The following is a 14,846-nucleotide window of genomic DNA, read 5'->3' on the forward strand; positions in this document are numbered from 1 at the left end:
TTAAAAAGAAAGAAGCTTTCCCCAAAAGCTTCTTTTTTTGTTGCGCAAAACGCGACAAAGTCGCTTTGTTCTTGTATAATAAAAACAAAACATTGAAGGAGTGGCTATGATGAATAAAAAAAATATTACAACAAATCAAGCACCGGCGGCTATAGGACCTTATTCTCAAGGGATTGTAGTAAATAATCTTCTTTTTACATCAGGGCAGTTACCGATTGACATCAAAACAGGGATGATGCCAACGACCATAGAGGAACAGACAAAAGTATCGTTAACAAATATAAAAGCGATCGTTGAAGCGGCTGGATCTAATATGAAGGATGTCATTAAAGTGATGGTCTTTCTAAAGGATATGAATGATTTTGCGGCCATGAATCAAATCTACGAAACGTTTTTTGAAGCACCCTATCCGTCAAGAAGCTGTGTTGAGGTTGCAAGATTACCGAAAGATGCAAGCATTGAGATTGAAGCCATAGTTCAAGTTAAGGGTTAGTAAGTTTGAAGGGTTAAACCCAAATCATAGCGTCTTAACTTTAGTATGGTCAAAGGTCAAAACTAAGTTCAATCATATCGTTTTGATGCCTTAACCTTAGTATGTATGAACCAACTTGAGTAAATAGAGGAAGGAAATATTTGGTTTACTTGGGCCAAATGGTGCAGGAAAGACCACGACCCTAAGAACAATTGCAACCTTATTAAAGCCGACAATGGGGCAAATCAGTGTTGAAGGTTATGATGTGGTGAAGGACGCTAAGGCGGTTCGTAGCAGTATTGGTTTTTTAACCAATGAACTTAAGATGGAAACCCATTTTACGCCAGATTATACCATGAAATTTTTCGGACAGCTTCATGGCCTTGATCTTGAGTCAATCAAATCCAGAACAACTGAATTATTTGATTATTTTGGCATAACCGAATTCAGAAATAAAAAAATAGGAGAACTATCTACAGGCATGACACAAAAATTAGCGATTGCCGTTAGTTTGGTTCATAATCCGGAAGTCATTATTTTTGATGAGCCAATCAATGGTCTTGATATTATTACGGCCAAAGCGGTTACTGAATATCTTCAAGGGTTAAAAGAGAAAGGGAAGTTGATTATTATATCCACACATATCATGACAGTAGCAGAAAAGCTGTGTGATCGGGTGGCGGTTATCATTAATGGGAAAAAAGTGGCCGATGGGGATATTGCTTCCATAACGTCAATGACAGGTACTACCAATCTTGAAGACGCGTTTTTTGCCTTATACAAAGACAATGTTAAGGAGGTGTTGTAATGCTTTGGGTAATAGTAAAAAAAGAATTGAAGCGGGTCTTTTCAGACCGAAGATTGGTCTTTTCTGCCTTTATCCTACCAGCTGTGGGCATTTATATCTTATACTCTTTAATGGGAACGATGATGGGAGAGATGTTTGAAGATAGAGACCAGCATCAATCCATCATTCATGTCTATGAAGCACCAGCATCTTTTATAGAGTATTATGATAACCATAAAGACAACCTTGGTATGAAGATGACCTTTAATCAAGAAGATTTTGAGGCCGATCTTATTGGCGTTAAAGACGGTGACATCGATCTTGTGGTTATGTTTGAAGAAGGTTTTGATCAAAAAATCATGGATTATCAAAGTTTAGAGCAAGTGCCTGAGGTTAAGACCTATTACAATCCCTCTGAAGATTATTCCTACCCGGCAAGAAATAAGTTCGTCATGCAGCTGTTGGAAGGATATGAACTTGCCATGTTAGGAGAAAGATTTGGCAATGAGAATTATGCCAAAGCTTTTGTGGTGGATGCGACCAATGATGAAAGTGAAGTCATGGATGAGTCTAAAGCTATGGGTATTGGTCTTTCAATGATATTACCGATGTTGATTGCCATATTATTATTTGCCGGTGCCATGGGTATCGGATTGGATACCATAGCAGGTGAAAAAGAAAGAGGTACTATGGCAACCTTACTCATGACACCGGTCAATAGAGAAACCATTGCCATGGGTAAACTAATCGGTCTTGCAATTGTTGCCTTTGTTAGCGCCGCGTGTTCTTTTATAGCCATTATGGCTTCCTTGCCAAACGTAGGTGGTATGTTGTCAGGCGGTAGAGATATTTCAATTACATCATTGTCATTTACGGTTTTTCAATATATACAGTTATTAATTATTATGCTGGTATTGGTGGGCATGTATGTGGGGCTTATATGTATTACTTCAGTTAGGGCAAAGTCTATTAAAGAGGCTGGCACTTATGTATCACCTATATACATGATTGTTATGTTTGCATCGTTTTCAACCATGTTTACCACCGGTGAGCCTGCTTTAATTCAATTCGCCATACCGATACTTGGGAATGTGCTTGCCATAAAGCAATTATTTATGTTCCAACTGGGCATGGATGCGTTTTTGCTGTCCACAATTGTATCCATTGTGATTACAGGGATATTGATTCTTATGATTACAAGATCCTTTAATAATGAAAAAGTTATGTTGAATGCGTAAGGAGGCACTATGGGACCATTGTTATTGGAACCAGACCTAAAAGAACGGGTCTGGGGCGGAGAAAAACTGAAAAATCTTTATGGTAAAAAAACCCCATTTAAGTATACAGGGGAAAGCTGGGAGGTTGCTTGTCATGAACACGGCGCTTCTATCATTGCGGCAGGACCATATAAAGGCCTGACACTATGTGCACTATTACAGACCCATGGCCATCAAATACTCGGTGAAGGTTATGAAAAAGGGCATAAATTTCCATTATTGGTAAAAATTATTGATGCAAAGGAGGATTTGTCCGTTCAGGTACATCCGGATGATGCCTATGCTAATATTATTGAAAACGGAGAACTTGGAAAATCAGAAGCTTGGGTTATTATGGAAGCAGAAAAAGGCGCCAAGTTGATTATTGGTCTGAAAAAAGGAACAACTCAAGAGGCATTTATGACCGCTCTAAAGGCCAACCAGTTGGAACAAGTACTTAATGAAGTAGAAGTTAAGCCCGGTGATGTCTTTAACATACCTGCAGGCTTAATCCATGCTATAGGAAAAGGCATCTTACTTGCTGAAGTACAGCAAAACTCAGACACCACCTATAGAGTCTATGATTGGAATAGAGTTGGCCTTGACGGTAAAAGCAGAGATCTTCATATAGACAAATCTAAAGAGACCATCGATTTTCTAGATACATATTCAACCCTACCGATTCATGGCTCTGTGGTTGTGAGAGATAACATCAAACATACTTATTTTATCCTAAACCAATATTTTGCCCTAGAGACCATAGAAATGGATGGTTCACTCAAACAACTAAACGAAAAAGGTTATGAAATCTATATGGTACTTGAAGGTTCCGGTCAATTAGAGGGCAATCATGAATCACTAGAAGTTAAGAAAGGGGACAGTTTCCTCATACCTGCAAGCTGTAAAGACTATACTTTCAGTGGAAAAATGAAGCTTCTAAAAACTTATGTACCTATAAGTATTGAAGACACATTAAAAGAGCTTGAAGCAAAAGGGGTACAAAAAGAAGCCATTAGGATCCAATAGAAAAGGTGTTATATGATTAAAAGAGAATTACCCAAAGATGTTCATTATATATTAAAAAAACTGCATCATCATGGACATGAAGCTTTTATTGTTGGTGGATGTGTCAGAGATTTAATGCTTGGGAAAGTGCCTAAGGACTGGGATTTGACCACGTCTGCTGAACCAAGTCAAGTAAAAGCTTTGTTTTCAAGAACTGTGGATACAGGTCTAGAACATGGTACGGTTACCATATTAAAAAACAAAGTAGGATATGAAATCACGACTTACCGTGTAGATGGTAAATATGAAAACCATAGACGGCCCAAGGCGGTTGCATTTACAAAATGTCTAAAAGAAGATCTTAAGCGACGGGATTTCACCATTAATGCTATGGCCTATAACGAAGAATCAGGATTTATAGACTTGTATGGCGGGGAAGAAGATCTTAAACTTGGCATCATTCGATGTGTGGGCGACCCAGATGAACGTTTTCATGAAGATGCACTAAGGATGCTTAGAGCCATTCGCTTTGCAGCGCGATTTGGATTTGAGATTGAGTCAGAAACTGGTAGAGCCATTACTTTGCTGTCTAAGCTTATCGAGAAAATAAGTGCTGAAAGAATTAAGATGGAGCTTTCGAAGATTTTATGTTCCAAAAATCCGGACTACATTTCTAAGTTGGTCTACTATGGTTTGATGCCTTATGTCATACCTGAATTTATGCCATGTGTAAATCTTAGCCAAAACCATTCTTATCATGTTTATAACGTGGATGAACATACGTATAGGGCACTTAAAGAAGTAAAAAGAACGGAAGTTTTAAGATGGTCCATATTTTTACATGATATTGGCAAAGGTTACTCGAAATCAACAGATGATGAGGGTGTGGACCATTTTTATGGCCATTCAAAAATCAGTGTGGAACTGTCAAAAATAATACTCAGCCGTCTCAAATTTGATAATAAAACAAAAAACCACATTCTCAAACTTATTGCCTATCATGATTATCGATTTGAACCGAATGCAAAATCTCTAAGAAAAGCTGTTGCCCATATGGGTGTAGACATGTTCAAAGATTATTTAGCCGTTCAAGAGGCGGATGTTCGAGCTCAAGCACCGGATAAACTTCAGGCAAGGTTAGAAGATTTAGACGTGAAAAAACAACATTTTGAGATTCTTTTGGCAAGTAATCACTGCATAACCATACAAGACCTGAATATCCGTGGTAAGGACCTGATGGATCTAGGTGTTGAAAGAGGTGAGAAAATCGGCATATTGTTAAAAACACTTTTAGAAATGGTAATAGAAGAACCGGAAATGAATAAAAAAAAGCTGCTTCTTGAAAAAGCGAAAATGTTAATACATAAAGGTTAGCCTATGAAGGTCTATTCTATAGCTATATTAATATGGATGACAGTTTTTATGTTTTTACAAGGTCTTTATTTTAATCACGCTCTTATGTTGGCCAATGTGGTCATGATTGTCTTGATGCTTGTAGGGTTATATCATAGAGGAAGTATAACTGTGCCAAAGGATGTAACAATTAAATTCTTATTACTATTTTTAGCCATACAAATATTAGCTTTGTTTACTGCTGTAGAAAAAGGCATGCAAGTTTATGGCATTTTTTTAGGCCTTCTACTTATCATGGCCTATATTGTAATATATCAAGTTCATGATGAACTCTTCATGAAGAGTTTTAAATGGGTTTTTGTGATGGGTGTGATATTAGGCGGATTAATAGGAATTGCGAGCTATCTGGGTTTAGGAGAGAATCGACTTTCCTATGTCATACATCAAAGAATGGCCGGTCCGATTCAATATGCCAATACTTGGGCCATTGTTGTATTAGCGGCTATCCTGGTATTTTTAACACTGGCCATGAAGCCATGGCAAAAAGTAATAGGCATGAGTATCTTAGGAACAACATTATTAATGACCATGAGTCGAAGTGTCACTTTAATTGCATGTCTCGTCATGGTATATTTAATATTCAGGAAAAAATTACAGTATACCTTTTGGATAGGATTAGGACTTTCTGTCATCATCAACAGGGTACTTATTGCTTTCACTAATCTAGAGCTGGTTTTTAGTAGACTTACGCAAATGACGCCAAAAGTTAGCGAGTGGCAGACGCGGTTGTTATATTATGATGATGCTTTGCATATGATTGGAGACAGGCCACTTGGGTATGGAACTTTTGGATATTATTATGCCCAACGTGCGTATCAAACCGGCTCCATGTATCATGTCAGATATGTTCATAGCAGTTTGTTGCAGGCATTTTTAGATATTGGCATGATAGGCGGTATGACATTAGCGGCCTTTATGATCTATATTATTTTTATTAAGAAATATGATGGCATGAATAAATTGGTGATTATGGTTCTCTTGTTTCATAGTCTAACGGATATCAATCTTCAATTTCCTTATATTTGGTTATTGATATTGATTTTTTCAATGCATAAAGAAGAGGCAGAAAAAAAAGAATACACACTTCCCAAAAACCTCAGTTATTTTGTGTTGTTCATATTGTTATTGCCTTGTATTTATTTTTTGCGTGTTGAAACCACCTATCAAATGGGTGACTATGAAAAAACATTGAATTTGTATCAAAGTCATACAGAAGGAGCAAGAAGGTATTTACAGGAAGTGGACAATAAAGAACAGCGGTTTACAATATCCCAAAATTTGATTCATAAAAATCCCTATATCATTGAAGGCTATCAGGTTCAAAAAGAGATTGCTATAAAAAATGGGAATTATCCACTGGCAGTTGAATATGCTAAAATATTGGTGGCTCTTAACCCGTTAAATATTAACAGACATGAGGACTATAGCACTACTATGCTTATGGCTGGAGAGGCGAGTATCCGATGTGGTGATGTTCTTCAAGGGAAAAACTATTTAGAGGCCATTAGAGCGATTCCGGAGGGTTTGGTAATACTTGCAAAAGAAAAGAATACTCATTATAATATAAAACATAAACCCCACTTGGTCATGACGGAAAAGTTGAATCAAGACTATGAAAAAGCGAGTGAATTGTTGATGGGGTTGGAATAAAAATGACCTGTTTTATGAGGTGAAATAATAAGAGGTGACAGATGACAGAACGAAAAAGAACGACTGAAAAGAAGAAAAAAGTGGACATTGTATCAAGAATGACGGTAATTGGTATCGTGGCAGTTGTCATATTAATCGTTGGCGTAACAGTTTTAGCCCTCGTATTAGGTGGAAAAGAGAAAGAAAAAGACAAGCCAGAAGACGTTGAAACACCTACAGATATTGAAGAAGCAGTGTCTAGTGGACAATACGAAAGAGCTATGGCAGTGGTTAAATATGTGGATAGTGAAACCGGCAAGCTCATGGTTTATGATATTGAGGCACTAAAAATGATTACTCTAGAGATGGATAGCTCTATAGATATTAAAAATGAGTATGGCACAGATATTGCACTAAGCCAAATTAAGATTGGTGACATGATTGAGACTAAGTATGATACAAAAACATTAAAACCGGAAAATGTAAGAATTACCGCGGTTACATGGCAGAGACGAGATGTCAGCAACATGGTGGTGGATGATGAAAACCTTACTATTAGGATTGGCAACGAGGTATACACCTATACAGAAGAGCTGGTCACTTCTAAGGATGGTTCTCCTTTTGCAATTACGGAACTCAGTCCGGCAGATGAAGCAATTGTAAAAGGTTATAAAGATCGAGTATGGAGTATTATTATCATCAATGGCCATGGGACCATCACTTTGGTTAACCATGAAAGCTTCATCGGTGGTCAGATTGAGGTGGGACGAAAAATCAGTAAATTGGTTGAAGCAGAAATGAACATGCCTATTAGTGCAGGCGTTTATGATGTAATTGTCTCGAAGGATAATATGTCACCATTTGTAAGTCAAGTTATGGTTGAAGAGGGACAAAATGTAACCCTTGACTTGACTACAGCACAACCTAAGGTTGGAACGGTTGAGTTTGTACTTTCTCAGGAAGATGTAAAACTGTATATTGATGATGTATTACTACAGTCTAATGAGCCGAGTATGCTAAGTTTTGGTAATTATAAAGTTCGAGCTGAAAAAGAAAATTTTGAGACTTGGGAAGGCAATCTTATCCTGAATCAAGCATACTTAAGATTCAGGATTGATCTTGAGAGAAAAGCAAGTTTTCTTTTCATACAAGAACCGGCAGGTGCCGAAGCGTACTTGGATGCTGCTTTTATAGGTGTTATCCCAACTTCGACGCCTTATACACCTGGAGACCATACCATTACCTTACGAAGAACAGGTTATGTGACGGCCAGTTTTTCATTTTCTTGGGAGGATGACGGTAAAGATAAGAATCTTGTGTTACCGGAATTAGTACCTTTAGAACCCAATACGTCAGGTAACGAATAAGAGCATTCAAGGAAACAATCCTATGAAAAGCTCCTTAAGAGTGAGATACAGATACATAAATGGTTAAGGCGTTAAGGTTTTATTTTGACACTTTGGCCATAAATGAGATTAAAAAGGAGGGCGTAATATGACGTACATGGATTTATATGAATCATGGCTAAAGAACGATTATTTTGATGAGGCAACGAAGGAAGAGTTAAGGCAAATCAAAGGTGATGACAAGGAGATACAGGACCGCTTTTATAGGGAACTTGAATTTGGAACCGGAGGATTAAGAGGTGTCTTAGGCGCCGGAACCAACCGAATGAACATCTATACAGTTAGAAAAGCCACTCAAGGATTGGCCAATTATATTAACCTTAAGAAGGCCAATCAAGAAAACAGTGTTGCCATTGCCTACGACTCAAGACGTATGTCCCCTGAGTTTGCGGACGAAGCAGCATTGGTTTTAGCGGCTAATGGTATAAAAGGTTATGTTTTTGAGTCACTTAGACCGGTTGCCTATTTATCCTATGCGGTTAGGGAACTTGGTTGTACAGCCGGAATTGTAGTTACAGCCAGTCATAACCCTCCAGAGTACAATGGATATAAAGCCTATTGGTCAGATGGTGCCCAAGTAGCTGAACCTATTGATGGAGAAATTATTGAGCAAGTGAATCTGGTAGAAGGCTATGAATCTGTAAAAATCATGGACAAAGATATGGCGATGGCAAAAGGTCTGTATGAAATAATTGACAAGGCCTTAGATGATAGGTATATTGAAACCTTAAAAAAATTAATTATCGATCTGGAAGTGATTAAAGAGGAAGCCAATGATTTTACAGTGGTTTACTCACCGCTTCATGGCTCTGGCAATGTTCCAGTTAGGCGTATTTTGAAAGAAATCGGATTTGAAAAGGTATTAATTGTAAAGGAACAAGAGGAACCAGACGGTAGTTTTCCGACGGTGGATTACCCTAATCCAGAAGACCCAAAGGCTTTTGAGTTAGCCCTTAAGCTCGCAAGAGAAAATAATGCAGATGTGGTTATGGCTACAGATCCGGATGCCGATCGTCTAGGTGTATTTGCAAAAACCAAAGAAGGTGACTATAAAGCGCTTAATGGCAATAACATTGGTATGATTTTGATGTCTTATATCTTAAGTCGTAAAGCAGAACTTAATATATTGCCGGAGAACAGCGCAGTTGTAAGTACCATAGTTTCTACTTATATGGCAAGAGCTGTTGCAGAAGATTATGGGGTGACTTTGCTTGAGACTTTGACCGGTTTTAAATACATTGGTGAGAAGATTAAGGGATTTGAAGTCGATGGTAGTTATAATTTCCAGTTTGGCTTTGAAGAAAGCTACGGATGTCTTGTTGGCACCCATTCAAGAGATAAGGATGCTATTGTTGCTGTTATGTGTGTGGCGGAAGCGGCGGCTTATTACAAATCAAAAGGTAAGACTTTATATGAAGCGCTTATAGATTTATATGAAAAGTACGGTTACTATAAAGAGACCCTTCAGGCCATAACGTTAAAGGGAATTGAAGGTATAGAAAAGATTCAGCATATTCTTACTTCATTACGAGAGAACCCACCTAAGGTTTTGGGTGGTGTTAAAGTGGTGAGTGCTCGGGATTACGATGAAGATACGATTAAGGATCTAACGACGAATGATGTTACGTCGACAGGTTTGCCGTCTTCCAATGTATTGTATTATGATTTGGAAGATGGGTCATGGTTCTGTGTCAGACCTTCTGGTACAGAGCCAAAGGTGAAGTTCTACTTTGGTGTTAAAGGGGATACGCAAGCGGAGGCTGATGCTTTGGCGTTGAATCTTGAGACGGCTGTTATGGGTTTGGTGGATGAGATTTTGAAGTAGAGAGTAGGCTTGTGTATTTTATTAAGAGGTCCCATGAAAACCCTTCCGCAGTGCGTATGAGTACGGCCTCCAGTTGGTGCGTCCTGCACCAAAAGTCGGCGGACAGCTTCCTGCTGTCTTGCTTAACTCATACACACAGCTCCAGAACTTCATGGTCGGTGCTGGTAAGGATAAAGATGTGTAAGTAATATTTGTAGTCCCATGAAAACCCTTCCGCAGTGTATATGAGTACGGCCTCCACCCCAGGAACTTCATGGTCGGTGTTGGTAAAGGCAAAGATTTGTGAAGCTGTATTTTTATTTTGATAGAAATTATTAATTAAAGAGATTTGTTATAAGCAGTAAGTGTTTATTTTTCGTCTGATTCTCCGAAGGGGAAGACCAGAGAAATGAATGCTTACTGCTTTTGTTATAGGGTGAGATGATAGATGAATTTGATGGGATTTCAAAAATATGTATTTTATATGAACAAGGGGGTTGACAAATGTAGGGTGGAGGTGGTAAGATAATAATCGAAAGCGGTTTCGAAAACTTCTTTTTAACAGAAAACACTTGTAAGCGATTTTTTTTACGAAACACCGAAAGCGGTTTCGAAAACTTTTCTAAAAGGACTTGCACTTAAGGCTAGAGTTAGGTATAATTTTTTTTAGAATGAATCGAAATCGGTTTCGGAGAGGATGGTCATATATGATTACCATTTATGATATAGCAAAAAATGTCGGTTGCTCAAGTGCAACAGTATCTAAAGCACTTAATAATTATCCGGATGTCAATGCCATGACAAGGAAAAAAATATTGGAGATGGCTGAAAGCATGGGGTATTCACCAAATTCACAGGCACAGGCACTAACAAAGAACAAGACCTGGAATATTGGTGTCTTATTTGAAACGGAGAGTGAGATTCGTAATGGTTTTACCCATTACTTCTTTTCACAGATTCTTGAGAGCTTTAAAAAATATACTGAAGAACTTGGTTATGATTTAACCTTTGTATCTCAAAAAATCGGTGAGAATAAGGTGTCTTTCCTTCAACATGTAAGGCGCCGCCGCTGCGATGGTGTTATTATTGCTAACTATGATTACAATGATCAAAATGCGCTTGAATTGATTCATAGTAAAATCCCCGTTGTGGTCATTGATTTTGATAACGATACAGTGAGTTCTATTTTTTCTGAAAACTATGAAGGCTTAAAACTGCTGACGCAGCACCTTATTGACTTAAACCATCGAAACATCGTTTATATTCACGGACAACGCAATTATGTTACCGGTGAACGGATTCGAGGTTTTGAAGATACTATGAATGCCAACAACTGCAAAATAACGGGAGACCATTTAGTGGAAAGTGCGTATTACAACCGTGAGAATATTGCCGATAAGACACGATTGGTCTTGGCAAGAGACAAACGACCCACTGCTATTATATTCTCCGACGATTATGCAGCTGTTTTAGGTATCAAGGTGATTCAAGAAGCAGGTCTAAAAATTCCGGAAGATATATCGGTTGTTGGTTTTGATGGTCTGGAACTTGGTCAAATGATTACACCCCATTTAACCACGATTGTACAAGATACGAGGATGATTGGTGAACTAGCAGCTAAGCGTTTGACAGAAATCATTGAAACCAAGAATCGAACGAAAATAGACATAAGTGTGGGCGTAAAATTGTTAGAAGGTGCATCCTGTAAGCAAGTGAAACTTATATGAATGTGAAAAGGAGAAAAAAATGAAAAAGTGGATTGGTTTATTACTTACATTTACATTAATACTTTCTGTAACGGCTTGTGGTGGGGCGAAGCAGGACAATAGTGAAGCATCAAATCAAGGTGAAGTTAGCCTAGCAAGTGAAAACAAAGGCGATACTTTGGTTGTATGGACATTTACAGATGAGCTAAAAGGTATGATTGAGAACCATTATTTAAAAGACAATCCGGACTTACCTTATAAGGTTGAAGTAGTGGTCGTTCCTAATGATCAATACCAAAACAAGCTTGATCCAGTTTTGGCATCAGGAAAAAGTGCACCGGATGTATTTGCATTAGAAGCAGGGTATGTTAAAAAATATGTAGATTCACCATTTACCGCAGATCTTGCATCCATAGGGTTTGATCGAGACAGTATTGATACCCTTCCTTATGTGCTTGATGTAGCAACAGATACCAATGGCATTCTTAAAGGCTCAAGCTGGCAAGCGACACCAGGTGCATTCTTCTATAGAAGAAGTTTGGCCATGGAATATCTTGGAACAGAAGAACCAGAAGAAGTACAGGCGCTAGTGAGCGACTTTGATAAGTTCTATGAAACGGCGATGACCATCAGTGAAAAATCAGACGGGAACGTAAAAATGATCAGCTCTCTAGGGGATCTTGTACAAGTTTTCTATGCAGCCAGACAAGATGGTTGGGTTGTAGATAATAAGTTGGTTGTTGATCCTAAGATTACTGAACTTATGGAAATGGGTAGAAAATTAGAAGCCAATAGATTAACCAATCAGTCCGAACAATGGACTGAACAATGGTTTGCAAGTATCTCTGGCAATGATGTCTTTGGTTACTTCTTACCAACATGGGGTCTTCATTATGTACTAAAAACAAGTGCTGAGAACGCGGATACTGGTGTATCGACTTCAGGTGACTGGGGCATGATTCAAGGTCCATCCTCTTATTTCTGGGGTGGTACATGGTTAGCTATGCGTGAAGGTTCCGATATGGAGGCAGCTGCAGCTGACTTAATTAAGTACTTAACATTGGATGAAGCATTCCTAAAAACATGGGCAGAAGAAACAGGTGACGTTCTTTCTAATCAAGCAGTTGTAAATGAAATCAAAGGTGATTTCTCTGAACCTTTCTTGAAGGGTCAAAACCACTATGCTGCTTTTGCAGAAATGGCAACACAAGTAGACGCATCTATTTTAACAGGTTCAGACAAAGATATTCAAGACTTATTTACCGAGCAGTTGACAGCATATTCCAAAGGTGAAAAAGAACGTGATGCTGCGATGAATGATTTTATTTTATCGGTAAAAAACCAATTCCCCAGCTTAGAATACTAGAATTAAAGGGGTGAAGGCTTGTCTTTCATCCCTTTCCTATGATATAAGAAACATTGATGTTGAAACAGAGACAAAGTTTAATCGACTGCTTATAACACAGCTCAAAAAATTAAGATAGGAGATTATAATGGCAAAGAAAAATAAAAATCAATTGGTTAATTATGATAAGTACGGTTATTTCTTTGTTGCACCCTTCATTATTGCCTTTTTGGTCTTCCAACTGTATCCGATTTTTTACACCTTTCAGTTAAGTTTTACAGATTTGGCAGGTTGGGAAACCCAAATGAATTATGTGGGATTTAAGAATTACTTCGCTTTGCTTCAAAATGAATTGTTCTTAAAAGCACTTCGAAACACATGGATCATATGGACCATGAACTTTATTCCACAAATTGGTTTGGCGTTGTTATTGGCAAAATGGTTTTCAGACGCACGCATGAAGCTTAAGGGTGCAGGCCTTTTCAAGGTATTGTTTTATATGCCCAATATTATTACAGCCGCTTCTGTATCCATACTTTTTAGTACACTTTTCAGCTATCCTATGGGACCAATCAATCAACTTCTGATTCAATTTGGTGTTCTAAGTGAACCTTTTGAGTTTTTTAGAAGTGTGGGCGCCACAAGATCCATCGTAGCCTTTATCCAGTTTTGGATGTGGTATGGCAATACATTTATCATTCTTATGGCAGGTATTTTAGGCATTAATCCTTCTCTCTATGAAGCAGCCATGGTAGATGGTGCCACAAGCAGTCAGATGTTCTTTGGTATAACTTTGCCCCTCATTAAGCCAATTACACTATACGTATTGGTCACCTCTTTTATCGGCGGGATGCAAATGTTTGATATTCCCTTCCTCTTAACATTAAGGGGCAACCCAGATTACTCTATTGAAACGGTAACCATGTTTATCTACAGGCAGGCTTTTAGTGGTAGTAGAAATTATTATGTTGCAGCGACCGCTTCCATAACTTTACTGGTGATGATTGTGATTGTCAGTATAATTATTTTCAAGGTCATGGGGGATGATAAAAAAATCAATAAGCCTTTTACCAGTAGATTTAGAAAGGCGGGTGTACTTCATGAATGAGCATAGATTGGGTAGATTTTATTGGTTAAAAGCATCTTGGATCTATGTCATATGTTTTTTGCTTATGATCCTAAGCATCATGCCTTTTTGGATTCTTATTGTGAACGCAACCAGATCAACAGATCAGATACAGCAAGGTTTTTCTCTTATACCCAGTAGGTTCTTGGAATACAACTATACAGTTTTGACGAATAGAGGCTTTGATATATGGCGTGGTTTTATAAATAGTTTTACCATATCTGCAAGTGCCACTTTTATGGCTTTATACTTTAGTGCTTTGACGGCTTATGGTCTTGTTATTTACGATTTCAAAGCAAAAAAATACATATTTGCTTTAATTGCTTTTATACTGATGATTCCCGCCCAAATCAGCATGATCGGTTTCTATCGTATGATGTTGAATATGAACCTTACAGACAATTATATACCTTTGATTTTCCCGGCGGTGGCAACACCGGCTACGGTCTTTTTCATTCGCCAGTATTTGCTCTCCTCCTTTCCGAAGGACTTGGTAAGTGCGGCAAGAATTGACGGTGCTAAAGAGATTCAGATTTTTCATACAATTGCTTTGCCGGTGATGAAGCCTGCACTGGCTACGATGGGTATTTTTGCTTTTGTAGGCTCTTGGAATAATTTCCTTATGCCATTGATGTTGATTTCGGATGAAAAGAAATACACATTGCCGATGTTGGTTCAGTTACTTAAGGCGGATATTTACAGAACTGAATTCGGCGGCATCTATCTGGGTATTGCTATGACCATTTTACCGTTACTCATTGTATATCTCATTTTCTCAAGATACATTATTGCAGGGGTGGCTCTTGGCGGTCTTAAGGAGTAAAAAAATAGAAGCAAGTAAGATACTTAATCAAAAAGGTGATTTTGCCTGATGATGTTAATATTTTTAGAACAGCT

General features: G+C 38.1%; 12 protein-coding genes. All 12 read left to right on the top strand.

Annotated features, from left to right (window positions below; genetic code table 11):
- Positions 1-109: 109 nt before the first annotated feature.
- The 12 genes from P0N36_RS12230 to P0N36_RS12285 all read left to right on the top strand — a co-directional run bounded on the left by P0N36_RS12230 (position 110) and on the right by P0N36_RS12285 (position 14,772).
- Positions 110-493 carry a RidA family protein gene (locus P0N36_RS12230; RefSeq protein WP_275843146.1) on the top strand — a complete coding sequence of 128 codons (384 nt, stop codon included), beginning with the start codon at positions 110-112 and terminating at the stop codon, positions 491-493.
- A gap of 136 nt (positions 494-629) precedes the next feature.
- Positions 630-1,280, top strand: coding sequence for an ABC transporter ATP-binding protein (locus P0N36_RS12235; RefSeq protein WP_275843147.1), 651 nt, complete (start codon positions 630-632; stop codon positions 1,278-1,280).
- Positions 1,280-2,497 carry an ABC transporter permease gene (locus P0N36_RS12240; protein WP_275843136.1) on the top strand — a complete coding sequence of 406 codons (1,218 nt, stop codon included), beginning with the start codon at positions 1,280-1,282 and terminating at the stop codon, positions 2,495-2,497. Before P0N36_RS12235 ends, P0N36_RS12240 begins: the two co-directional genes overlap by 1 nt.
- Positions 2,498-2,506: 9 nt before the next feature.
- A complete protein-coding gene (locus P0N36_RS12245; protein ID WP_275843137.1) occupies positions 2,507-3,541 on the top strand; it encodes a type I phosphomannose isomerase catalytic subunit in 1,035 nt (344 codons plus the stop codon).
- 12 nt (positions 3,542-3,553) lie between these two features.
- Positions 3,554-4,894, top strand: a complete 1,341-nt coding sequence (locus P0N36_RS12250) for a CCA tRNA nucleotidyltransferase (RefSeq protein ID WP_275843138.1) — start codon at positions 3,554-3,556, stop codon at positions 4,892-4,894.
- Positions 4,895-4,942: 48 nt separating this feature from the next.
- Entirely contained in the window at positions 4,943-6,583 is a 1,641-nt protein-coding gene (locus tag P0N36_RS12255) for an O-antigen ligase family protein (RefSeq protein WP_275843139.1), read from the top strand.
- Positions 6,584-6,624: 41 nt separating this feature from the next.
- Entirely contained in the window at positions 6,625-7,929 is a 1,305-nt protein-coding gene (locus tag P0N36_RS12260) for a hypothetical protein (protein ID WP_275843140.1), read from the top strand.
- Positions 7,930-8,056: 127 nt separating this feature from the next.
- On the top strand, positions 8,057-9,793 hold the full coding sequence (locus tag P0N36_RS12265) for a phospho-sugar mutase (RefSeq protein ID WP_275843141.1): 1,737 nt from the start codon (positions 8,057-8,059) through the stop codon (positions 9,791-9,793).
- A gap of 686 nt (positions 9,794-10,479) precedes the next feature.
- Complete coding sequence (locus tag P0N36_RS12270; RefSeq protein WP_275843142.1) at positions 10,480-11,499, top strand: LacI family DNA-binding transcriptional regulator; 1,020 nt, start codon at positions 10,480-10,482, stop codon at positions 11,497-11,499.
- A gap of 19 nt (positions 11,500-11,518) precedes the next feature.
- Positions 11,519-12,844, top strand: coding sequence for an ABC transporter substrate-binding protein (locus P0N36_RS12275; RefSeq protein ID WP_275843143.1), 1,326 nt, complete (start codon positions 11,519-11,521; stop codon positions 12,842-12,844).
- Positions 12,845-12,971: 127 nt separating this feature from the next.
- Positions 12,972-13,931, top strand: a complete 960-nt coding sequence (locus P0N36_RS12280; RefSeq protein ID WP_275843144.1) for a carbohydrate ABC transporter permease — start codon at positions 12,972-12,974, stop codon at positions 13,929-13,931.
- Positions 13,924-14,772 (top strand): carbohydrate ABC transporter permease, encoded by an 849-nt coding sequence (locus tag P0N36_RS12285; RefSeq protein WP_275843145.1) that lies wholly within the window; start codon positions 13,924-13,926, stop codon positions 14,770-14,772. Before P0N36_RS12280 ends, P0N36_RS12285 begins: the two co-directional genes overlap by 8 nt.
- Positions 14,773-14,846: the final 74 nt, after the last annotated feature.

The organism is Petrocella sp. FN5 (assembly GCF_029210395.1).
GTDB lineage: Bacteria > Bacillota > Clostridia > Lachnospirales > Vallitaleaceae > Petrocella.